Below are 24,025 nucleotides of genomic sequence, written 5' to 3'. Positions count from 1 at the left end.
ATAGAAGAATGAGTAAATCCCACAAGAAAAAGAAGGATTCTTTTAAAATTATATATATGATACTGGGAATAGAGATGCTAGTTACGGTGGCTGTAATTGGTTATTTTGGATACCATTATGGAAGTATTTTATTAGCTGGTTTTAAGAGTGCTAAGGCAAGTATTAGTTCACAGACACCGGTACAAGATCCGGGATATCCGATTGATGTGGATGGACAGGCACCGACAAATCAGGTACAGGCAGATACAGAAGTGGTTACGGAGGAGGTGTTTAAGCCAACTAGTGCTAAGCTTGTCGCAGTAGGAGACAATCTTATGCATCGTTCCTGTACATTAAGCGCAAAGAATGCTGATGGAACATATGATTTTACTAAGCATTTTGCAAATATGGCTGATATCTTTAAGGCAGCCGATCTTGCTGTGATTAGTCAGGATACTGTGTTAGGTGGTATTGAACTTGGGGCGACCTCTACTGAGACAGGTATTTTCAACACTGCAGTGGAACTTGCGGATGGTATGGCAGATGCAGGAATCAATGTTGTTCTTGCTGCTAATAATCATATCATGGATGAAGGCAGTGCCGGCCTGAATACGATGATGAGCTATTTTAGTACAAAATATCCGAATATTACGCTTCTTGGTGTAAATAACTCCAGAGAGGCTAAGGATGAGCCTGTTTATGTGGAGACAAATAACATTAAGATTGCAATGATTAATTATAGCTATGGTTCTAACCAGACAGCTGATCTGGATGCAAGTCCATATTTATTAAATCAGTATGATGAGGATTGGCTGTCTGATGTATTAAAGCAGGCAAGAGAGGAAGCTGATTTTATTATCGCATTTCCATTTTGGGGCGAGCAAAACAGCATGGACTACACGCAGGAGCAGGAGCGTCAGGCACAGTTTCTGGCGGACAATGGTGTTGATCTGATTATTGGATCATATCCTCATGTAGTAGAACCTGTTAAATGGATCACAGCAGAAAATGGAGATCGTACTCTTGTTTATTATTCACTTGGCAATTTCCAGTCAATCCAGAATACAGTGGAAAATATGCTTGGCGGTCAGGCGAATATAACAATCAGTAAGGAAGAGGATGGAACTCATATTTCAGATTACTCACTTGATTTTGTTGTAACTCATTATGAGCAGAGAGAATCTAGTGAATATTATGACATTGTCACAACATATCCGCTGGCTGATTACACAAGTGATCTGGCAGCACGCCATGGTATGTCTGTATCTGGAAATGAGGAGTTTGATCTGGCATCTTTGCAGGGATTAAGCAGTCAGATTCTGTCAAAATGCGATCTGGACGAGAGTAAGGAACAAGATGCGTCAAAAGATGAATTAACAGATGAATCAACAGATGGAGAAAACTAAATTGAAGACAAAAAATGCAAATAAGTGTGCAGCGGCCGGTATGTGCGGCGGCTGCACTTATATTAACGGAAGTTATGAGAAACAGCTTACAGAAAAAGAACAGTATGTGAGAACACAACTAAAAGGAATTTGTCCGGTAAATCCAATTATCGGAATGGAAAATCCATACCATTACCGCAATAAGGTGACAGCAACATTTTCCTATAAAAAAGGCGAAATTTTTTCTGGAATCTATGAGGAGAAAAGTCACAGTGTTGTGCCGATAGATTCCTGTCTGTTAGAGGATCAGACCGCAGATCAGATTATATGTGATATAAGAGGACTGCTCAAATCATTTAAGATTACGATTTACAGTGAGCGCACACGTTATGGTCTGCTGCGCCATGTTATGATCAGACGAGGCTTTACAACAGGTGAAGTGCTAGTGATTCTTGTTGTTACTTCACCAGTGTTCCCATCAAAGAATAACTTTGTGAAAGCACTTTTAAAGCTGCATCCAGAGATTACAAGTGTTGTATTAAATGTAAATGACCGTATGACAAGTATGGTGCTTGGCGATAGAAATATTGTATTGTACGGAAAGGGCTATATTGAAGATGTGCTTTGCAATAACCGTTTTCGTATCTCAGCGCAGTCCTTTTATCAGATTAATCCGGTTCAGACGCAAAAGCTGTATGAAAAGGCTGTTGAGCTGGCAAATTTGACAGGTGAGGAAATTGCGATTGATGCTTACTGTGGAATTGGAACTATTGGAATGACTGCAGCATCAAAAGCAAAAACTGTACTTGGAATTGAATTAAATGCGCTCGCTGTAAAGGATGCAATTGCCAATGCAAGAGCAAATCATGTGACAAATATTCATTTTCTTCAGGGAGATGCAGGAGAACAGATGACACAGATGGCAGAGGAGGGAAGTCATGCCGATGTTGTCTTCATGGATCCGCCGAGAAGCGGAAGCAGTGAAGCATTTATGGATTCGGTTGCTGTTTTAAATCCAAAGTGCATTGTATATGTTTCCTGCAATCCGCAGACACTGGCAAGAGATCTTAAATATCTGGCAAAGAAAGGCTATCATACAAAGCAGGCAACACCAGTCGATATGTTCCCGTGGACAAAGGCTGAACATGTGGAAACAGTCTGTCTGCTTGAGAAAGGAAAAAAGTAATGATTAAAAATATTGTATTAGATATTGGAAATGTACTGATTCCGTTTTCATGGCGGCAGCATCTGGATCATTTTGGATTTTCAGATGAAATAAAGAAACGTCTGGCAGATGCAGTCTTTTTAAATGATGACTGGAACGAGATTGACCGAGGTGTTCTGACAAAAGAAGAACTTTTGGCTCGCTTCATTGAGAACGATCCTGGTATTGAAAAAGAAATTTATATGGTAATGGAAAATATAAATGGTACAGTTGGTGAGTATCCGTATACAAGCACATGGGTGCCAAAGCTTAAGTCAATGGGATATCGTGTGTATCTATTGTCCAATTTCAGTGATCAGCAGCTGCATGACAGCAGAGAAAAGCTTCCATTTATTGATCAGGCAGATGGTGTGCTATTATCATTTCGCTACAAGATGATAAAACCAGATGATGCGATCTACCAGAAGTTATTTGAATTATTTTCATTAAAGCCAGAAGAATGTCTGTTTTTTGATGACAAACAGGAAAATATTGACGGTGCAGTGCGAAATAAAATGAATGGACATGTGTTTACCAGCTATGAAGATGCAATGAATACAATAAAAAATATGTAGGAGGAAAAATGGCAGTATATCAATTAGAAAACGAACACATTTATCTGGAGGTTGCAAGTCACGGCGCAGAGCTTGTGCGTCTGGTTGGCAAGAAAACAAAAAAGGAATATTTATTTGATGGAGATCCAAAGTATTGGAAGCGTCATTCTCCAATTCTGTTTCCGTTTGTCGGCGGTGTGAAAAACAAAGAGTACCGCTATAATGGAAAGACTTATACAATGACACAGCATGGATTTGCGAGAGATATGGAATTTACACTGGACAGTCAGACACAGGATACGCTGTGGTTTTCAATTGTATCTAACGAGACGACAATGGAAAATTATCCATTCACATTCCGTCTTGAGGTTGGTTATCAGTTAAAGGGAACAGAAGTAACTGTACTTTGGAATGTAATCAACACAGATACAAAAGAAATGTATTTTTCCATTGGTGCACACCCGGCATTCTTCACCAGTATGACACTAGAGGCTGGTCCAGATACAGATCATCTTCACGTGGGCGATAATATTGAAGGAACATTTACCTGCTATCGTGTTACAGAAAATGCAATGGCACTTGAGGATGATACTCTTGTATTGCCGCGTGACCTGCCGCTTACAGCTGATCTTTTTTCAAGAGATGCTATTATTTCAAAGGATGATCAGGCATCACGTCTGGCACTGGCTTATCCGGATGGACAGGAGTATGTAGTTATGCAGTTTGATGAGCCAATCTTTGGACTGTGGTCACCAACGAGCGATGCACCATTTGTATGCTTAGAGCCATGGCATGGAAGATGCGATGCAGATGATTTCACAGGTACACTTCAGGAGCGCGCATATGAAAGAATGCTAGAGGTTGGCGGTGTATTTAATGGTGTTTATACAATTGGTCTGCCGCTAGAGTGATAGGAGCATAGAGAATGATTTATATTGGAAATCACGTTTCTTCGTCAAAGGGATATGAGGCGATGGGCAAACAGGAAGTAGCGCTTGGCGGCGATACGTTTGCCTTTTTCACAAGAAATCCAAGAGGCGGAAGCGCAAAAGAGATAAAAGATGAAGATGTACAGCGTCTTCTGACACTGATGAAAGATCACTCATTTGGTCCTCTTGTTGCACATGCACCATATACAATGAATGTTTGTGCAGCAAAGGAGGATATTCGCAAATTTTCTGTGGAGATGCTAAAGGATGATATAAGGCGTATGGAATATCTGCCAGGTGCCTTTTACAATTTTCATCCGGGTTCACATGTTGGTCAGGGAAGCGAAGCCGGCATTGAGCTTATAGCAGCAGCGTTAAATGAGTGCATAAGCAGTACACAGAGCGTAACGATTTTACTTGAGACGATGGCCGGAAAGGGAAGCGAGGTCGGAAGAAGCTTTGAGGAATTAAAAGAAATCATGGACCGTGTTTCATGTAAGGAAAAACTTGGTGTTTGTTTTGATACATGTCATGTGTGGGACGGCGGTTATGATATCGTTAATCATCTTGATGAAGTTCTTTCTGAGTTTGATCGTCTGATCGGTCTTGACAAACTGTGTGCTGTACATTTAAATGACAGTATGAATGATTGCGGTGCACATAAGGATCGCCATCAAAAGCTTGGTCTTGGAAAAATTGGAGAGGAAGCTTTAAGAAGAGTTGTCACTCATCCGGCGCTTCAGGGTCGTCCATTTATTCTTGAGACACCTAACGAGGATGACGGTTATGCAAGAGAGATTGCCATGGTGCGTAAGTGGCAGGAGCAATAAATTAAAAAACAGCAGGAGGAAAGCGTGATGGATCATTTATTATATGGCTGTGCATATTATGATGAGTATATGCCGTATGAACGGCTTGACAAGGATCTTGCTATGATGAAAAAGGCAGGAATCAATGTAATCAGGATTGCAGAGTCGACTTGGAGCACAGAAGAGCCAGAAGACGGAGTGTTTGATTTTTCTCATGTCACAAAGGTACTAGAAGCTTGTGAACGTGAAAAAATTAATGTTATTATCGGAACACCAACATATGCAATACCAGCTTGGATGGCAAAAAAGTATCCGGATATCATGGTGACAGATAAGAGTGGGCAACGTCCATACGGTGCGCGTCAGATTATGGACATAACACATCACGCTTACCGTTTCTACTGCGAGCGTATTATTCGTAAGCTGATGGAAGTGGTAAAGGACTATTCCTGCGTTATTGGATTTCAGCTTGACAATGAGACAAAGCATTTTGGTACGAGCAGCGAAAATGTACAGCAGGCATTTGTATCATGGATTAAGAAGCAGTATCAGGGAGATATTGAGAGGTTCAATCACGATTTCGGACTGGATTACTGGAGTAACAGAATTAACAGCTGGGAGCAGTTTCCAAGTGTAAGAGGTACTATAAATGGAAGCCTTGGCTGTGCATTTGAGCAGTTTCAAAGAAGTCTTGTAACGGAATTTTTGATGTGGCAAAGAAGCATTGTGCAGGAATATCTGCGCGAGGATCAGTTTGTTACTCATAATTTTGACTTTGCATGGAAGGGTCATTCTTACGGTGTTCAAACAGATGTTGACCATCCGGCTGCATCAAAGGCACTTACAATAGCAGGCTGTGATATTTATCATCCATCACAGGATGATCTGACAGGAAAGGAAATTTCCTTCTGTGGTGATATGACACGTTCACTTAAAAAGGATAATTATCTTGTAATTGAGACAGAAGCACAAGGTTTTCCAGAGTGGACACCATATCCAGGTCAGCTTAAATTACAGGCATTTTCTCATCTTGCAAGCGGAGCTGACAGTGTGATGTACTGGCATTGGCATTCAATTCACAATGCATGTGAAACATACTGGAAAGGTATTTTAAGTCATGATCTGCAGGAGAATGCAATTTATCGTGAGGTTAGCCAGATAGGAAAATCATTTGAGGCCTTAAGCGACAAATTGATTCACTTAAAGAAAACGAATCAGGCTGCTATTATGGTCAGCAATGAAGCATTAACTGCGCTTAACTGGTTCCAAATTCCTGGCGGAAAAACTTCCTATAATGATGTTGTGCGCTGGATTTATGATGCACTTTATGAGCAGAATATAGAGTGTGATATTATCTGGACAGATGAAACTAATCTCGATGCATATAAAGTGATTTTTGTCCCTGCATTATATAGTGCGCCAAAGGAAGTATTTGAGCGTTTATCAGCATTTGCAGCAAATGGAGGTACACTTGTTGCTACCTTTAAGACAGGCTTTACTGATGAGCATGTCAAGGTGAATTGTGACAGACAGCCGGCAGGTCTTTCTGAGTGCATGGGTGCCTGGTATGATCGTTTTACTGCACCAAAAAATGTTGGTCTGTCTGGTGAAACATTTGGCGTGTCAAAGGATGAATTGCAGGTACAAGACTTTATGGAGTTAGTTGAGCCAACTGGGGCAAAGGTACTTGCCTTTTATGATCATTATATGTGGAAAGAGTATGCCGCGGTAACTAAAAACAGCTGGGGCAAAGGTACTTGCTATTATATCGCCTGCAAGACAAGCAGTGCATACATAAAGAAATTGACTGCCAGCATTGTAAAAGAGGCAGGACTTTGGGGCTGGAAGCAGGAAATTGCATTTCCAGTTATCATAAAAGAGGGTGTAAATCAGGAGGGGAAAAAGATTCGCTATCTGTTTAATTATTCAGGAAAGGAACAGAGCGTGAAGCTGCCAAAAGAGGCGTCAAAGGTATCAAGAGTGCTCAAAGAGGAGGGCGCAGTTTTGAAAAAAGATCGTTTGACGCTTGCACCATGGGGCTTTGTAGTAGAGGAGATTTAAGTAAACAGGAGGAAAACACTATGAATCTTGATATGACAAAAGGCAGCCCATTAAAGCTGATTTTAAAGTTTTTAGTCCCTGTATTGTTAGGATGTGTATTTCAGCAGCTTTACAATATGGTCGATACGATTATAGTAGGAAAAGGTGTTGGATCAGATGCACTTGCTGCGGTAGGTGCAACCGGAACAATTGTATTTTTCATTCTTGGTTTTATGAATGGATTGACGACAGGCTTTACTGTTTTGTCATCACAGCGTTATGGAGCAGGCGACTATGAAGGGCTTAGAAAGAGTGTCGGCAATGCTTTTGTGCTTGGCTTGATTGTGACTGTTATTATGACAATTGCGAGCTTGCTTGGCATGGACTGGCTGCTTCGCATAATGCAGACGCCAGAGGATATCTTTGATATGTCAAAGGAATATATTGTTATCATCTGTGTGGGTATTATATTTACAACATTGTATAATTTAACAGCTAGCATTTTACGTGCAGTAGGAAACAGTAAAGTTCCGCTTTATTTTCTGATTTTATCAGCACTGTTAAACGTTGTTCTTGACTTGTTCTTCATCATGGTATTGTCATGGGGCGTAGCTGGTGCTGCCATTGCAACAGTTATTTCACAGGGTGTTTCAGGAATTTTATGTCTTGTATTTTTGCTTACAAAAGTAGATATACTAAAACTAAAGAAGGAGCACTTTAAGCTCGATCCAATTGGTGCGAAAATTCAGTTAAATATTGGTATTCCAATGGCTCTCCAATTTTCTATCACTGCAATCGGAACTATGATTTTACAGGCAGCATTGAATTTGCTTGGCTCTACAGTAGTTGCTTCTTATACAGCAGCCTGCAAGGTAGAGCAGCTTGTGACTCAGGCATTTCAGGCAATGGGCATGACAATGGCAACATACAGTGCACAAAACTGGGGCATACATTCTACTGAGCGTATAAGAAAAGGCCAAAAGACAGCAATGGTTCTTAGCTGTAGCTATGCTGTAATTATTTACTTTGTCGTTCTTGCTATACTTCCTTTTATGACATCACTGTTCTTTGACGGTGATCTGACCACGGTGATCGGCTATGTGCGCGAGTATATTCAAATCTGTGGACTTTGCTTTATTCCGCTTGGTATGATTTTTATTTATAGAAATGTACTTCAGGGATGTGGATATGCACTGTTTCCTACACTTGGAGGTGTCGTTGAGCTGATCAGCAGAAGTGTGTTTGCATTCATGGCAGCAAGTGCAAAAAGTTATACAGGTATCTGTGTTGCTAATGCAAGCGCATGGGTGACTGCTGGAATTTTCCTTTGGATTGCTTATCTGTTTATAATGAAAGGCATCTTAAAAAAGGACGAAGAAAGAAAGGGTAAATGTAATTTATGATAGAAACAGCACAAAAAAAAGAACGTCTGCTTTTAGTTGCGGTGAATACGGCAGAGGAGAGCAGAGTAAGAGCATCGCTGGAGGAGCTTGCTCTTTTGGTGGATACAGCTGGCGGTGAGGCCGTCGGCTCTATCTATCAGAATCTTGATCATCCAATTTCAGCTACTTATGTTGGAAAAGGAAAGATTGAAGAGATTCGCCAGCTGGCAGCACAGTTAGACGCAGACGGTATTGTGTGTGATGATGAGCTTACACCAGCTCAGATGAAAAATTTAGAGCAGGAGCTTGGCTTTAATGTGCTTGACCGTACAATGGTAATTCTTGATATTTTTGCATCTCGCGCAAGAAGCAGTGAGGGAAAAATTCAGGTTGAGCTGGCACAGCTTCGTTACCGTGCAAATCGTCTGACAGGAATGGGTCAGTCTATGTCGAGATTAGGCGGTGGTATTGGTACAAGAGGACCAGGTGAGAGTAAGCTTGAGACAGACCGACGTTTGATTCATCAGCGTATAGGTCAGTTAAAGTCGGAGCTTGAGCAGGTAAAGCGCACAAGAGAAGTTACAAGAAAAAGAAGAAATGATACGCATATACCAGTTGCTGCAATTGTGGGATATACAAATGCTGGAAAATCAAGCTTGTTAAATAAGCTGACTGGTTCAGAGGTACTTGCAGAGGACAAGCTGTTTGCAACGCTTGATCCAACAACAAGACTGCTTAGTTTAGGCAATGATGAGCCGCTTTTAATGACGGATACAGTAGGCTTCATTGATAAGCTTCCACATCATTTGATTGATGCATTTCGAAGTACGCTTGAGGAAGCAAAGCATGCTGATCTGATTGTTCATGTTGTAGACTGTTCAAATCCAGAGCATGAGACTCAGATGCAGGTTGTATACCAGACATTAAAGGAGTTAGGTGTAGAGGGAAAACCAATCTTTACTCTTATGAATAAGCAGGATCTGTTATCAGAAGAAGAAAAAAATCTTTTCGAGCGAGATATGCAGGCAGACCGCACAATTGAGATTTCAGTAAAAGATGGCACAGGTCTTGACGAGCTGCGCGAGGTGCTTCTTTCTTTTCTGAGAAATCGCAAAAAATATGTGGAGCGTCTCTATGGATACGATGAGATGGGAAAAATTCAGTTGCTTCGCAAGTATGGACAGATTGTAACAGAGGAGTATCGTGATGATGGCGTAGCTGTCACCGGATATGTTCCAAACGAATATTATAACCAGATTCAGTAAATGATCAGGAGGGCTTAAGATGGAGCAAACGGCTCAGATAAAAGAATGTGCACATACCGTTGCCGGAATTGTGGCGCACGTAGATGCAGGAAAGACAACATTGGCTGAGAGTATGCTCTACCTGACAGGCAGCACAAGAAAGCTGGGAAGAGTTGACCACAAGGATGCATTTTTAGATACGTATGAGCTTGAGAAAAACAGAGGAATTACGATTTTTTCCAAGCAGGCAGAGCTAAATTTGAAAAACAGAAAGCTTACGCTTTTAGATACGCCAGGCCATGTGGATTTTTCGGCAGAGATGGAACGAACACTTCAGGTGCTTGATTATGCAATATTGGTAATTAGTGTTGCAGATGGCGTGTCTGGTCATGTGCAGACATTGTGGCGTTTGTTAAAGCAGTATAATGTTCCTGTATTTCTTTTTATTAATAAAATGGATCAGCCAGGTGCTGATAAAGAAGAAACGCTGCTGCAGCTGCAGAAACGCCTTGATGGCCGCTGCGTAGACTTTTCTGATCTTGAAAATTTCGATGAGCGTCTGGCAGAGACAGATGAGGAATTATTGGAACAGTTCTTTGAGACTGGAAAGATTAGACTGGAACATATAAAAAAGCAGATCAAGGATCGAAAGCTTTTTCCATGTTATTTTGGCTCAGCTTTAAAGATGCAGGGTATAACAGAATTTCTGGAAGGCTTTGAGATGTATACGACAGTACCAGTGTATGGCGATTTGTTTGGAGCACGTGTATTTAAAATTGCACGTGATGCACAGGGAAAACGACTGACATATTTAAAGGTGACAGGCGGTGTGCTTAAAGCAAAGCAGGTGATTGGTGAGGAAAAGATTGATCAGATCCGCGTCTACTCAGGTGCTTCATTTACATCAGTATCAGAGGCACAGCCTGGTATGGTTTGTGCCGTAACTGGATTAAATGATACTGTGACAGGACAAGGTTTAGGCTGTGAGATTCAGGCGCAAACGCCGATTTTGGAACCTGTTCTTACATACTGCGTGTCATTTTCGCCAGAGATTGATATTCACGAGATGTATAGAAAGCTTTCTGTGTTAGAGGAGGAGGAGCCGCAGCTGCAGCTTGTATGGCAGGAGGAGACTTCTGAGATTCATGCGAGAGTCATGGGTGAGGTGCAGATTGAAATTTTGCAAAGTTTGATTCGTGAGCGCTTTGGCGTGGAAGCCTTTTTTACTTCTGGTTCCATTATTTACAAGGAAACTGTGGAGAATACTGTTGAGGGAATCGGTCATTTTGAGCCGCTTCGTCATTATGCAGAGGTTCACCTTTTAATAGAACCGGGAGAACCAGGCAGCGGAATGGTTTATGAGACAAACTGCAGCGAAGATTTGCTTTCAAAGAACTGGCAGCGCCTTATTATAACGCACCTAGAAGAAAAAAAACATAAGGGTGTGCTGACAGGCTCAGAGCTGACCGATACGAAGATCACACTTATAGCAGGCCGTGCTCACATAAAGCATACAGAGGGAGGAGATTTTAGACAGGCTACTTACCGTGCTGTCAGACAGGGCTTGATGCAAGCAAAGAGCAGACTCTTAGAGCCTGTGTACGCGTACCGTCTTGAAATTCCATCAGAATGTATTGGAAGAGCAATGACTGATATTCAGCAGATGTGCGGTACGTTTTCTGCTCCTGAGCAGGAAGGAGAGCTAAGCATACTTTCTGGAACAGCACCAGTATCAACGATGCGGGGCTATCAAAGAGAGGTCGTTGCCTACAGCAGAGGTCATGGTCGTCTTTTTTGTACATTAAAGGGATATGCACCGTGCCACAATGAGGAAGAGGTAGTGGAACGCATCGGCTATTTGCCGGAAGCAGATCTGTCAAATACGCCAGACTCAGTATTTTGCGCGCATGGAGCAGGCTTTGTTGTTCCATGGTATGAAGTGCCAGATTATATGCATATTGAAGGTATGGAGCAGGAATCAGAAGAAGAGAAAATGCTTCGTGCAGCAAATGAGGCAAAACGTGCTAAGCAGGAAATAGTACGTTCTCTTGAAGACTATGAGGCAGAGAATGAGGAGCTAAAGCAGATCTTTGAGAGGACCTATGGACCTGTAAAGGTGTATCGCCAAGATGACGAGGAGCAGTATCAATCCTCAGCGCCAAAGGGAGCATCTACATATCGCCCAGCAAAGAAAAAGCAGCAAGAAGAGGAATATCTTCTTGTAGATGGCTATAATATTATCTTTGGCTGGCCAGAATTAAATGAGCTTTCAAAGACAGATATTGCGGCAGCAAGGCTTACATTGATGGATATTTTAAGTAATTATCAGGGTTACAGCAAGTGTAAGCTGATCCTTGTGTTTGATGCCTATAAGGTGCCAGGAGGAACAGAGCATGTTGAAAAGTACCACAATATTTACATTGTGTACACAAAAGAGGCAGAGACAGCAGATCAATATATTGAAAAAACAGTTCATGCAATGGGAAGAAAGCATCGCGTAACTGTGGCTACATCAGATGGTCTTGAGCAGGTTATCATTCTTGGACAGGGTGGTGTGCGTATGTCAGCACTTGGCTTAAAAAAGCAAATTGAAAGTGCCGGTCATGAGATTCGCGAAATGTGCACAACAAAGTCAGACAGCGGTAAAGTCTATTTGTTTCATGAGACATCTGATGATGTTAAGAAAAAGCTTGATGAGATTCGTCTGGAAAAAAATGATAAAAAAATTGATATTGGTAAACAAGGGGAAAAGTAAAAAAACATTTGAAAGTGATTTCGACTGAGAGGAGAAATTTCTATGAAGGGAAAAAAGAAATCCTTTGCAGAGAAGATTAAAAAAGAAGGATGGATGAAAATTGATTGTCATCCGCTTGCTGTGTGGTTTGGCAGTACAATTGTAACTGTTTTGCTGTTGGAATTACTCAGCAGAAAATCATTATTTAGTCTGCTTCATTTTGTATTTGTGACACCGCATTTGTTTTTAATGAACTTTATGATTGTGCTTACAACATATTCGTTTATGTTTTTGACAAGAAGGTGGGGATTTGTCAGAGGACTTGTGGCGATTTTTTGGGGCGCAATAGGCGTTACAGATTTTGTTTTGCTGTTGTTTCGAACAACACCGTTTAACTGGCATGATTTAAGCCTGATTGATTCTGCGATGCAGGTCATGAATCATTATGTATCGGGAATTGGATTTGTAGCAATCGGTGCTGTGATTGCAGCGTGTATTGTGCTTATAGTTGTGTTGTTTAAAAAGGCAGCACGTCTTGAAAAAAGGCCAAATTACAAAAAGGGTGCGGCAAGTGTAGTAACTGTGGCATTGTTAACAGTTTATTTTTGGGGTGTTGGCCGTTGGTCTGCAATTTTACCGCGTAATTTCAGCAATATCGCGGAAGCTTATCAGACTTATGGTCTTGCCTACTGCTTTACAAATTCATACATCAGTACTGGAATTTCAAAGCCTGATAATTACGATGCGCAAAAGGTAGAAAATATCCTGGATGAAGAGGTTGTGCCTGTAAACACTGAAGTAGAGATTGATCCAGTGGAAACTACGGCACCAGAGGAAGTATCTGTCCCAGAAGAATATGAAGAAGAGACAAAGGCACCAATCGAAGAGTACGATGCAGGCGTCAATGTTATTTATCTTCAGTTAGAGTCATTCTTTGATATTACTGATTTGAATGATGTGACAGTAAATGAAGATCCGATTCCTAATTACCATCGCCTGTTTGATACATGCTCGTCTGGTTTTTTGAGCGTTCCATCTGTCGGTGCGGGAACAGCCAACACAGAGTTTGAGATTTTGACAGGCATGAATTTGGATTTCTTCGGCTGCGGCGAATATCCATATCAGACAGTACTTCGTGAGCAGACATGTGAGAGCCTACCGTATTGTTATGACAACATTGGCTATACATCTCATGCAATTCATAACAATTCTGCTACATTCTATAATCGAAACATGGTATTTTCACGTCTGGGCTTTGATACCTTTACGAGCATGGAGTATATGTATAACCTGACATATACGCCTGAAAATTGGGCAAAGGATAAGGTACTTACTACCAACATTATCGAGGCGATGGAGTCAACTGATACAAGTGACTTTATCTATACAATTTCTGTGCAGGGACATGGCGCGTATCCGACAGAAGAGGTACTTAAGGATCCTCACATCAAAGTGACGTTAAAAGAAGAGGATGAGGCCAGACAAAATCAGCTGACCTACTATGCAAATCAGATTTATGAAATGGATTTGTTTGTAGCTGAGCTGACAAGACAATTAAAGGACTTTAATGAGCCGTGTATTCTTGTTATGTATGGTGATCACTTGCCAAGTCTTGGAATTGAGGAGACTGATATGAACCAGGGAAATCTCTTCACAACAAAATATATTTTGTGGAGTAATTTCCAGATGGAAAAGCAGGATAAAAACGTCGAGGCATACCAGCTTGGTGCATATGTAATGCAGCGAATGGGCATCAATGAGGGAATTATGTTCCGTTATCATCAGAAATATTTTAAGGAGCAGAATGCAAACGAAAGTGCATATTTAGACTCAATGGCTGTTATTGAGTATGATATGCTGTATGGTGATAAAGAGGTATTTGGAGGCGAAAATCCGTATCAGCCGAAGAATCTTAAGATGGGCATTCTTCCAATAACATTAGATCGTGTTGTATACAAAGATGATACAATGTGGCTGTATGGAAGCAATTTTAATGAGTTTTCAATTGTAATCATAAATGGAAAGCAGTATGAGCCAACCTCACAGCACCAGAATCTGATTAAGATAGAAGATCTCAAACTTGGAGGAAGTCTTGAGGTGTGCGTGGCACAGCAGGATGATTATGGCAAGACAATTCTTAGCACGACAAGAAGCTGTCGTGTTGAGGTAAATCACTAGTTGTATAGTTTGACGATATGGATTGACGTACAGCAAAAAGTGAGATATGATTATATCAAGGTTCAAAGGTCGGCGATACGACTGGAGACAGTAACTAGGAAAGGGTAAAACAGACCATGGAAAAGATTATATTAACAGGTGACAGACCGACAGGAAGACTTCACGTAGGACATTATGTAGGTTCTTTAAGAAGAAGAGTAGAACTGCAAAACTCTGGTGAATATTCCAAGATATTTATTATGATTGCAGATGCACAGGCATTAACAGATAATATTGAAAACCCGGAGAAGGTTCGTCAGAACATCATCGAAGTAGCGCTTGATTACCTCTCATGCGGATTAGACCCGGCAAAGAGTAATATCTTAATCCAGTCCCAGATTCCGGAACTGTGTGAGCTGACTTTCTACTATATGGATCTTGTTACCGTAGCAAGACTTCAGAGAAATCCTACTGTAAAGTCTGAGATTCAGATGAGAAATTTCGAGGCAAGCATTCCAGTTGGATTCTTCACCTACCCGATCAGTCAGGCTGCAGATATCACTGCATTTAAGGCGACGACAGTTCCAGTTGGAGAGGATCAGCTTCCGATGATCGAGCAGACAAGAGAAATCGTCCGCAAGTTTAATTCTGTATATGATGAAGTATTAGTTGAGCCAAGCGCTTTAATTTCTACTAATCAGGCATGTCTTCGTCTGCCAGGTATCGACGGCAAGGCAAAGATGAGTAAGTCTCTTGGAAACTGTATCTATCTGTCTGACAGTGAAGCAGATGTAAAGAAGAAGATCATGAGCATGTATACCGATCCAGAGCATCTTCTTGTCAGCGATCCGGGACATCTTGAGGGCAATACAGTATTTACTTATCTGGATGCATTCTGTAAGCCGGAGCACTTTGAGAGATATCTGCCAGATTATGCAAATCTGGATGAATTAAAGGCTCATTACACAAGAGGCGGTCTTGGCGATGTAAAGGTAAAGAAGTTCTTAAATAACATCATTCAGGAAGAGTTAGAGCCGATTCGTAAGAGACGTAAGGAATACGAGAAGGATATTCCAGAAGTTTATAACATTCTTCGCAAGGGTACCGAGGCTGCAAGAGAGGTTGCGGCACAGACATTGTCTGAGGTAAAGAGTGCAATGAAGATCAACTATTTTGATGATGTTGAGCTTATTAAGGCACAGAGCGAGAAGTATAAGGGAATCTAAGGAAAATAGAAACAAAATAAGGGCGTTCAAAGTCCGGTGCGAGTTAACCGAACTTTGAACGCCTCTTTTTTATCAATCTTTATCGCTAAAGCTAGTGACAATATCAATTGGCTCAAATGTTATGGAAATTGGAGTAAGACCGCCATGACCAAAGTAAAGGCGTACATAGTGGTGGAAGCCAAATACACCGCCCTCTCTGGAGAGTGTCACTTCCTTTCCTTCACTTCCGTTGAAAATGTAGGTGCCAAACAGCTGATTGTCTACAAAGACAGATACCGGCATCTGAGCGAGTGGTGTGGACTCTGAGGAAGCTGTGATGCTGATACGGAAAGTACCAAAGCCCTCAGTGGTGATTCCAAACATATGGCTGTCGCCCTTTTCGCTGGAAATTCCAGTAAGAGGAAGTGTGGTAACTCCCTTGATATCATGATATACGATATCAAAATCAGAAGTAATCTGTGCATTTTCCGGTACATTTACAAGCTCAATCTCTGCTTCTTTGCCAGTAAGACGAAGAAGAGCAGGGGAGTTCATCAAAAAGCGGCAGATATTTTCAGCACAGCGAGTCAGATGACGGCGCTCTAAACGACCGCTTGCAAGTGCAGCTTCAAGATCACCCATTACCTGTGTTGTATCGGATGTTACCATGTAGAGATCATTCTGCGCGAGAACCATAGCAGCAAATTTTTCATGAGATGGCTTGTCCTTTGGTGCATTGTTGATCTCAGCCCACCAGTCTGTCATAACGATGCCGTCAAAGTCCCACTCACTACGCAAAATATCTGTGTTAAGCTGATGGTTTCCAGCAGTCCAAAGACCATTTACGCTTCCGTAGGTAGTCATAATAGAGCTTGCATAGCCGCTTTTTACAGCAATCTCAAAGCCCTTTAAGTAGATTTCACGAACTGCGCGCTCAGAAATGACACTGTCCACAAAACGACGGTGATACTCCTGATTGTTTCCGCAGAAATGCTTGATTGTTCCTGTTACACCAGCGCGTCCCATTCCCTCTAACTGAGAGGCGGCGATCACACCACTTAAAAGTGGATCCTCAGAGAAATATTCGAAGTTACGGCCGTTTAACGGACAGCGGTGAATATTCATGCCAGGTCCAAGAAGGCTTTCGATATGGTTATTTCTCATCTCGATTCCTTCCATCTCAAAAAGATCAGCGTTCAGGCTTGTGTTGAACGTGCAGGCAAGCAAGGTTCCGCCAGGAAGACTAAATGCGTTAGTACCGCAGTCCATGCGAAGGCCGGACGGACCATCTGTGCAGCAGCCAGCCGGGATACCAAAGTATGTAAGATTTGGTGTCAGACCACCGAAAGCAGCAGCAGTTCCAGGTGTTACTTTTGGACTTGACATGCCTTCGCCCTTTACTATATGGCACAAATCGAGATCAGACAGCTGTGCAAGAAATTCGTCCATAGAAACAATGCCGCGTTTTACGTCATCAAGCTTATAGCCCTTATCACCAGTATAGTCAGCACATTGCGGACATGTATCCTCACTGTAATGCTGTAAGTAAACAGGAGCAGCCTGAATAATAGGTACAAGTGTACCATCCTCATTTGTCTTAGGAGTCATGCGCTCAAGATGGCGGCGAGGAGCAAGCTGCTGTGAGAGTTCTTCTAAAACAACTGTTTCTGTAAGCGCGAAGCTTCCGATTTCCTTTGCATTTCGCACATTGGTACCAGCTAAAATTGTATAGGTGCCTTCCTCAAGCACGTAGCAAAACGCATGTCCTGTAATGCCGCTGTCATCGTAGGAGGAAAGTGCATAAAAGTCAATTGCAAGAATACCGCTTTCACCTTCCCCAGGTTCAAGAAGTTCAGTCTTTGCAAAACGAATCAGCTCGCGAGACGGCTTTCCAAGAAAACCTTGTGGCTTTTGTACATAAAACTGTATTGTTTCCTTACCTGCCGCATCGCCTGTGTTTGTAATATCGTAAGTAACATGTAAGGTATCGGTTTTAGAAACTTCGCCCTTTGCAAGTCCGGCTGGCAGAGAACACATGTCAAGTGCAGCCTGTACATCAAAGGTAGTATAAGACAGACCATAGCCAAATGGATAGCGAACTTTTTCCTTCGCAAATGTTTCAAAATAGCGGTAGCCTACATAGATATCTTCTTCATAGCGAATGGTATCCTCACAGCCAAAATTCCGGGTAGATGGATAGTCATCAATATGATAAGCAATCGTATCACTGAGGCGTCCGCTGGCAGGAACCTTTCCGGTGATGACATCGACAGCACCAGAACCGCCTTCCATGCCGCCCTGCCATATATAAAGAACAGATGATGGCTCATAGCGGTCAACAAAGCTCATATCAATGATATTTCCAACATTTAAGATAACAACTGTACGTGAAAAATGGCGGCATACGATTTCAAGCATTGCCTCTTCACCGTCTGTCAGATACCAGCTTCCTTTCTCAGCAGCATTGTCACGGTCCTCACCAGCAGTGCGGCCGATTACGATAAGTGCAGTCTGGCAGCGGGAAGCAGCGCCAGATACAAGTTCATCGCTAAGCGGCATTTCGACCTGACACCAAGGCTCCTGTGCCCAGCCATTTCCCAAATCAAAAGGATGATCTTTTAACCAGTTTTTGTAAGCTGTTTTTACTTCCTCGTCAATTATAAGAGAAGATTCTGTAAGGGCATAGTCAAGATCATGTACATAGCTTGTATTAACAAGACCGCCAGATCCGGTTCCGCTTTTATAATACTCAAATTGAGTACGGCCAAATACGGCACATGTCTCGCCCTCGGCAAGAGGAAGTGTATTGTTTTTGTTTTCAAGAAGCACGCAGCCCTCAGCAGCAGCCTGTCTTGCAAGTGCAGCATATTGCTTCCAGTCAAGTGTAAATTTACTCATAGAAATGGTTTCCTTTCATTATAATATGCGAAATACATTGACAATTTCATGCTTCCATCTTACAATAAAAAGGATATTATTTCAATAAAAAACATTGTGAAATAGCTATCAAAAAATGAACATAGTAATTTATTTAAAAACAGGAGGAAACCATAATGGAAGACGACGGCAGCGCGGATACGGATACGAATAAGCAGATTTTTGTGAGAGTTTCGAAAGGAGGTCTCGCATGATAGGGGCAATTATTCTGCAGGTCATTCTGATCGCACTGAACGCAGTGTTTACGTGTGCAGAAACGGCAATCGTTTCATTAAACGACAATCAATTAGAAGAGATGGCAAAAAGGGATGAAGCAAAAGCAGCGCTTTTATCTGGATTTAAGGCAAAGCAGGAGCGTTTTTTAACAGCTATGCAGCTTGTTTCAATGGCAAGTGTATGCTTAGGAAGTGCATATGCGGCGCTTGTTTTTAGAAAACCGCTGGAAGATTTTATTGGAAAAAGCGGACAGGCAATAAATCCAAATGTATTGGATGGACTTTGTGTCACTGCAATTTCACTTGTATTATGCATTGTAACGATGATTTTGGGACGTATGGTGCCAAAGCGTTTGGCAGCAGAAAAGGAAGAAGAGATGGCAGTTCGTTTTTCTTCTATTGTTTATGTGGTACAGATTGTCTTTTTTCCGCTAATTTGGCTTTTAATTGCCGCGTCACATACGCTTCTTCGTTTATGTGGTGTTGATCCACATCGTCAGACTCAAATTACGGAAGAAGAGATTCGCCTGATGGCAGAGTCTGGAAGTCAGAAGGGAACGATTGATACACAGGAAAATGAATTTATACAAAATGTGTTTGAGTTTAATGATGTTTCTGTCGATGAAATCTGTACGCATCGAAAAGATGTTGTCTGTGTGTATGCCGATGAGAGCCGTGAGGAATGGGAAAAAGTAATCTACGAAAACCGTCACAGCTTCTATGTTGTGTGCGGAGAGGATACTGATGATATTGTTGGTGTGCTCGATGCAAGAGAGTATTTAAGATCAAGAGACCATTCAAGGGAAGCCGTGTTGAAAAACTGCGTGCGAAAGCCTTATTTTATTCCTGAAAATATGAAAGCCGCGTCATTGTTTTCAAATATGAAAAAGACAGGAAACTATTTTGCAGTCGCAATTGATGAGTATGGCGGAATGGCAGGAATAGTTACTATGCGAGATTTGCTTGAGCTGATCGTTGGTGAGTGGAAGGAACATGATGAAGAGCCTGAGCCAAGTGATATAGAAAAAATTGGTGATAGCCTGTGGCGCATTCAGGGTGCAGCTTCACTAGATGAGGTTGCAGAGGAACTTGATGTGGAACTTCCGCTTGATGAATATGATACCTTCGGCGGCTATGTGCTTGGTGAACTTTGTTATGTGCCAGATGATGGCACACAAGTTTCTGTTCTTACACCTGATCTTGAAATTATGGTTACTTCAATAAAAGATCACAGAGTAGAAGAGACTACGGTGCGAAAACGTATTGTACAAGAGGAACAAACTTAATTAGAAAAATGATTTCCCATTGAAATCCATATATTCATTCGATATAATGAGAGTACTGATGGCCGTGCATCAGTACTTTTATTAATTTACGAAAAAAGAAAGGGGAGAGATACTTATGGAACAAAATAAGAAAAAAGCCGGCAAGGCAGCGCTGATTTTCAGGTTTTTAAAACCATGCCTGCCGCTTATGCTGACAGGTCTTTTCTTTTCAGCAATGATTACTGTCTGTCAGGCATTTATCCCACAGGTTATTCGAATTAGTGTAGATGGCGTCTTAGGAAGTGACTTGTCTAAGATTCCAGAATGGGTGAAAGCCTTTTTATCAGAAGAAACGATTCGTGAAAATCCTGGAAAGATGCTTACGATTGCAGCGCTTGCCGTCATTTTGCTTGCAGCTATAAACATCGCTGCAAACTACTACTCAAAGGTATTTGCAGCAAAGGGTTCAGAAAGCTTTGTAAAGGGCATGAGAGATCAGTTGTATGATCATATTCAGAAGTTACCGTATAGCTGGCATGTAAAGAACCAGACAGGTGATATCATTCAGCGCTGTACATCAGACGTAGATGTTGTGCGAAATTTTGTGACTAATCAGTTGATGGAAGTATTTCGTATTATCTTCCTGATTGTATTCTACATGGTGATCATGTTTTCAATGAATGTTAAAATTTCATTGATCGCTGTGTCCTTTTTTCCGATTGTAATTTTGTACTCTGGATACTTCTTCTCAAAGATTGCACAGCATTTTCAGGAAGCAGATGAGGCAGAGGGAATTTTATCAAGCGTTGTTCAGGAAAACTTAACTGGTGTACGAGTGGTGCGCGCATTTGGAAGAGAATCATTTGAGCGCAAACGTTTCGATGAGAAAAATGAGCGTTTTGCGGGACTGTGGATTTATTTAGGTAAGTTTTTGAGTCTTTATTGGTCGATTGGTGATCTGATTACAGGTATTCAGATTCTTACAGTCATCTGCATGGGGGTGTTATTTACAGTAGATGGCAATCTGACTGTCGGTGAATTTATTGCCTTCGTATCCTACAATTCCAGTATGGCATGGCCAGTCAGAAGTCTTGGACGAATCATATCCGAGATGAGTAAGGCAGGTGTGTCAATTGACCGTATTGCCTATATCCTTGATGAGAAGGAAGAAGATGATCGTCCGGGCGTGACAAAGCCTGCAATCAATAAGGATATTGTATTTGACAAGGTGAACTTTAAATATGAAGAGGGAGCTGCTGTCTTAAAGGATGTCAGCTTTACTGTTCCGGCAGGAAAGACATTTGCTATTCTTGGAAATACAGGAAGCGGAAAGAGTACACTTGTACATCTATTAAATCGTCTTTACGATCTGCCTGATGGCTGTGGAAAGATTACTATTGGCGGTGTTGATATTCGTGATATTGATCGTCAGTATTTGAGAAGCCAGATTGGTATGGTGCTTCAAGAGCCATTCTTATATTCAGGAAGCATAAAGGAAAATGTTGGAATAACAAAGGAAAGTTCAGCATTTGATGATATTCGTGAGGCATGTGAGATTGCCTGTGTAGACAGTGCGATTGACAGTTTTACGGACGGTTATGAAACCATTGTTGGAGAGCGCGGTGTAACGCTTTCGGGCGGACAAAAACAGCGTGTTGCGATTGCACGTATGCTTGTAGAACATACACCTGTTATGATTTTTGATGATTCTCTTTCAGCAGTAGATGCGCAGACAGATGCCATGATACGTGAGGCACTCAAAAAGAGAATGGCAGGAACAACAGTTATTTTGATTGCACATAGAATCACGACTCTTATGCAGGCAGATTGCATTATGGTGCTCGAAGATGGCGCTGTGGCAGAGATGGGAAGCCATGAACAGCTTATGGAGCATCACGGTATTTACCGCAGAATTTATGATATTCAGATGAATACTCAATTAGATGCTGATTCTGTGTAAGAAAGTTAAAAAAGTGTTTGCACGTGTGATGCAGGCACAGAAAGGCAGGATAAAAATAGTATGCAGATTGAAGAAAAAGAATATGACCAGTCGTTTGACTGGCGTATTTGGAAGAAACTGTTTCCATTTATGAAGCCGTTTCGAAAATATATGATTATTGCACTTGTTTTTAATACGCTGTGTGCACTTGTCGATATTGCGCTTCCATTGTTTCAGCAGTATGCAATCAATCATTTTATCAGCGGAAATACGACAGAAGGAATTGGAAGCTTTGCAGGAACTTATTTAGTTACCATTATATTTCAGACTGTCAGTGTTGTGATCTTTTGCCGCTGTGCTATGGTGATTGAGATGAATATGGCAAAAAATATGAAGAAGGCATGCTTTGATCATCTTCAGCAGCTTTCCTTTTCCTATTATAATACAACACCAGTCGGCTATATTTTGGCAAGAGTAATGAATGATACAGGACGAATCAGTGGTCTTGTAGCATGGAATCTTCTTGATATGTTGTGGGCGCTGTTTTATGTAGTGGGAATCTTTGGCATTATGCTTGCACTAAACTGGAAGCTGGCACTTTGGATTATGTTAATTGTGCCAGGTCTGGTGCTTCTTACAAGCTTTTTCCAGAAGCGTATCTTAAAATGGAACAGGCAGGTCAGAAAGAAAAATTCAATGATTACAGGTGCATATAATGAAGGAATTACAGGTGCGCAGACATCAAAAGCGCTTGTCATTGAGGAAAAAAACAGCCGTCATTTCAGGGGACTTACTGATGACATGAAAACAGCAGGTGTGAAGGCGGCACGTATGAATGGTCTTTATGTAGCGCTTGTTGTATTTTGTGGCTATATTGGTGTGGCACTTGCATTAAAACAGGGCGGTGAGCTTGTGTTGGCACAGGCTCTTCAGCTTGGTACGTTATCAGCCTTTACAACATACGCTGTCAACATGTTTGAGCCAATTCGAAACATCGCGTCTAACTTGTCAGAGATTGTGGCAGCACAGGCTAATATCGAGCGTGTCACAGGACTTCTTGAGGAAGAACCGCAGATTAAGGATCGCCCTGATGTAATTGAAAAGTATGGCACAGCATTTGAGCAAAAGCGTGAAAATTGGGAGCCAATTAAGGGTGATATTACATTTGAAGATGTGACGTTCCATTACCCAGATGGAAATGAAAATATTTTAGAGCATTTTAACCTTCATGTTCCGGCAGGAACGACAGTTGCCATTGTCGGAGAGACAGGTGCTGGAAAGAGTACACTGGTAAATTTAGCTTGTCGTTTCTTTGAACCGACACAGGGTCGTATTTTGATCGATGGTGTGGATTATAGAGAGCGCAGTCAGTCATGGCTTCACAGTGCGCTTGGTTACGTGCTTCAAAGTCCTCATTTATTTACAGGAACAATCATGGAAAATATCCGTTATGGAAAGCTGGAAGCTACAGATGAAGAGGTTATTGAGGCAGCAAAGATCGTATCAGCAGATCAGGTAGCAAAACGTCTTGAAAAGGGATGGCAGACAGATGTTGGAGAGGGTGGAGATTCCATGTCCACCGGAGAAAAGCAGCTTATTTCATTTGCAAGAGCTGTGCTGGCAGATCCGGCGATTTTTGTTCTGGATGAAGCAACCTCTTCTATTGATACAGAGACAGAGCAGCTGATTCAGAATGCGATTTCTTATCTTTTAAAGGATCGTACTTCATTTATCATTGCCCATCGCCTCTCGACAATCCGCCAGGCAGATGTAATTCTTGTTGTTAAGGCCGGAAAGATCATCGAGCAGGGAACACACGACGAGCTGATGGCAATGAAGGGCTATTACCATGATCTGTACACACAGCAGTTTAAGGAAGAGATGATGGAAGAGTTGGTAAAGTAATTGTAACTATTCAGAGCCATGCAAAATTGCTTTCTGTGAATGCTTGCATTCAGACAGAATAGCAATTTTATATGGCGAGGTAACCACATGAGCAAAATAGAAGCATCGAAGATGCGATTTTGCGAATGGGGTTCTGAATAGT

Annotated in this window: 15 protein-coding genes; 14 read left to right on the top strand and 1 reads right to left on the bottom strand. The window is 41.6% G+C overall.

Annotated features, from left to right (window positions below):
• Positions 1-86: 86 nt before the first annotated feature.
• From WJP93_RS06440 to trpS, 11 genes are all read left to right on the top strand, one after another.
• On the top strand, positions 87-1,385 hold the full coding sequence (locus WJP93_RS06440) for a CapA family protein (protein WP_337547365.1): 1,299 nt from the start codon (positions 87-89) through the stop codon (positions 1,383-1,385).
• Positions 1,360-2,550: a 23S rRNA (uracil(1939)-C(5))-methyltransferase RlmD gene (gene rlmD, locus WJP93_RS06435; RefSeq protein WP_337547364.1), complete on the top strand. Its 1,191-nt coding sequence runs from the start codon at positions 1,360-1,362 to the stop codon at positions 2,548-2,550. The genes WJP93_RS06440 and rlmD overlap by 26 nt, the downstream gene beginning before the upstream one ends.
• A complete protein-coding gene (locus tag WJP93_RS06430) occupies positions 2,550-3,143 on the top strand; it encodes an HAD family phosphatase (RefSeq protein ID WP_066561494.1) in 594 nt (197 codons plus the stop codon). Before rlmD ends, WJP93_RS06430 begins: the two co-directional genes overlap by 1 nt.
• A gap of 8 nt (positions 3,144-3,151) precedes the next feature.
• A complete protein-coding gene (locus WJP93_RS06425; RefSeq protein WP_337547363.1) occupies positions 3,152-4,033 on the top strand; it encodes an aldose 1-epimerase family protein in 882 nt (293 codons plus the stop codon).
• A 14-nt stretch (positions 4,034-4,047) separates the two neighbouring features.
• Positions 4,048-4,881, top strand: coding sequence for a deoxyribonuclease IV (locus tag WJP93_RS06420; RefSeq protein ID WP_337547362.1), 834 nt, complete (start codon positions 4,048-4,050; stop codon positions 4,879-4,881).
• Between the two features lie 27 nt (positions 4,882-4,908).
• Entirely contained in the window at positions 4,909-6,921 is a 2,013-nt protein-coding gene (locus WJP93_RS06415; protein ID WP_262536863.1) for a beta-galactosidase, read from the top strand.
• Positions 6,922-6,941: 20 nt separating this feature from the next.
• Complete coding sequence (locus tag WJP93_RS06410) at positions 6,942-8,303, top strand: MATE family efflux transporter (RefSeq protein ID WP_262536862.1); 1,362 nt, start codon at positions 6,942-6,944, stop codon at positions 8,301-8,303.
• Complete coding sequence (gene hflX / locus WJP93_RS06405) at positions 8,300-9,547, top strand: GTPase HflX (RefSeq protein ID WP_227100871.1); 1,248 nt, start codon at positions 8,300-8,302, stop codon at positions 9,545-9,547. The genes WJP93_RS06410 and hflX overlap by 4 nt, the downstream gene beginning before the upstream one ends.
• A gap of 19 nt (positions 9,548-9,566) precedes the next feature.
• Positions 9,567-12,281, top strand: a complete 2,715-nt coding sequence (locus WJP93_RS06400; protein WP_337547361.1) for a translation factor GTPase family protein — start codon at positions 9,567-9,569, stop codon at positions 12,279-12,281.
• A gap of 42 nt (positions 12,282-12,323) precedes the next feature.
• Positions 12,324-14,438, top strand: coding sequence for an LTA synthase family protein (locus WJP93_RS06395; protein ID WP_337547360.1), 2,115 nt, complete (start codon positions 12,324-12,326; stop codon positions 14,436-14,438).
• Between the two features lie 116 nt (positions 14,439-14,554).
• Entirely contained in the window at positions 14,555-15,643 is a 1,089-nt protein-coding gene (trpS, locus tag WJP93_RS06390) for a tryptophan--tRNA ligase (protein WP_066561475.1), read from the top strand.
• Between the two features lie 72 nt (positions 15,644-15,715).
• Here the strand turns inward: trpS and WJP93_RS06385 are convergent, their stop codons facing one another.
• Entirely contained in the window at positions 15,716-18,520 is a 2,805-nt protein-coding gene (locus tag WJP93_RS06385) for a glycoside hydrolase family 3 C-terminal domain-containing protein (RefSeq protein WP_337547359.1), read from the bottom strand.
• A gap of 229 nt (positions 18,521-18,749) precedes the next feature.
• Here WJP93_RS06385 and WJP93_RS06380 point away from each other — a divergent pair, with 229 nt between their 5' ends.
• The 3 genes from WJP93_RS06380 (at position 18,750) to WJP93_RS06370 (ending at position 23,883) form a co-directional block, all read left to right on the top strand.
• The gene (locus WJP93_RS06380; protein ID WP_337547358.1) at positions 18,750-20,060 is read left to right on the top strand and encodes a hemolysin family protein; all 1,311 of its coding nucleotides are present in this window, start codon (positions 18,750-18,752) and stop codon (positions 20,058-20,060) included.
• A gap of 115 nt (positions 20,061-20,175) precedes the next feature.
• Complete coding sequence (locus WJP93_RS06375; RefSeq protein ID WP_337547357.1) at positions 20,176-21,999, top strand: ABC transporter ATP-binding protein; 1,824 nt, start codon at positions 20,176-20,178, stop codon at positions 21,997-21,999.
• A gap of 60 nt (positions 22,000-22,059) precedes the next feature.
• Positions 22,060-23,883: an ABC transporter ATP-binding protein gene (locus WJP93_RS06370; protein ID WP_227100860.1), complete on the top strand. Its 1,824-nt coding sequence runs from the start codon at positions 22,060-22,062 to the stop codon at positions 23,881-23,883.
• Positions 23,884-24,025: the final 142 nt, after the last annotated feature.

The sequence above is a fragment of the Anthropogastromicrobium sp. genome (assembly GCF_037349415.1).
Taxonomy (GTDB): Bacteria; Bacillota; Clostridia; order Lachnospirales; family Lachnospiraceae; genus Anthropogastromicrobium; species Anthropogastromicrobium aceti.
Note: the sequence above shows the minus strand (reverse complement) of the source record. Positions and strands in the feature narration are given on the sequence as shown.

Coding starts and splice junctions, on each gene's coding strand:
- rlmD (WP_337547364.1), top strand. CDS start 1,360: ATGAATCAACAGATGGAGAAAACTAAATTGAAGACAAAAAATGCAAAT.
- WJP93_RS06430 (WP_066561494.1), top strand. CDS start 2,550: ATGATTAAAAATATTGTATTAGATATTGGAAATGTACTGATTCCGTTT.
- WJP93_RS06425 (WP_337547363.1), top strand. CDS start 3,152: ATGGCAGTATATCAATTAGAAAACGAACACATTTATCTGGAGGTTGCA.
- WJP93_RS06420 (WP_337547362.1), top strand. CDS start 4,048: ATGATTTATATTGGAAATCACGTTTCTTCGTCAAAGGGATATGAGGCG.
- WJP93_RS06415 (WP_262536863.1), top strand. CDS start 4,909: ATGGATCATTTATTATATGGCTGTGCATATTATGATGAGTATATGCCG.
- WJP93_RS06410 (WP_262536862.1), top strand. CDS start 6,942: ATGAATCTTGATATGACAAAAGGCAGCCCATTAAAGCTGATTTTAAAG.
- hflX (WP_227100871.1), top strand. CDS start 8,300: ATGATAGAAACAGCACAAAAAAAAGAACGTCTGCTTTTAGTTGCGGTG.
- WJP93_RS06400 (WP_337547361.1), top strand. CDS start 9,567: ATGGAGCAAACGGCTCAGATAAAAGAATGTGCACATACCGTTGCCGGA.
- WJP93_RS06395 (WP_337547360.1), top strand. CDS start 12,324: ATGAAGGGAAAAAAGAAATCCTTTGCAGAGAAGATTAAAAAAGAAGGA.
- trpS (WP_066561475.1), top strand. CDS start 14,555: ATGGAAAAGATTATATTAACAGGTGACAGACCGACAGGAAGACTTCAC.
- WJP93_RS06385 (WP_337547359.1), bottom strand. CDS start 18,520: ATGAGTAAATTTACACTTGACTGGAAGCAATATGCTGCACTTGCAAGA.
- WJP93_RS06380 (WP_337547358.1), top strand. CDS start 18,750: ATGATAGGGGCAATTATTCTGCAGGTCATTCTGATCGCACTGAACGCA.
- WJP93_RS06375 (WP_337547357.1), top strand. CDS start 20,176: ATGGAACAAAATAAGAAAAAAGCCGGCAAGGCAGCGCTGATTTTCAGG.
- WJP93_RS06370 (WP_227100860.1), top strand. CDS start 22,060: ATGCAGATTGAAGAAAAAGAATATGACCAGTCGTTTGACTGGCGTATT.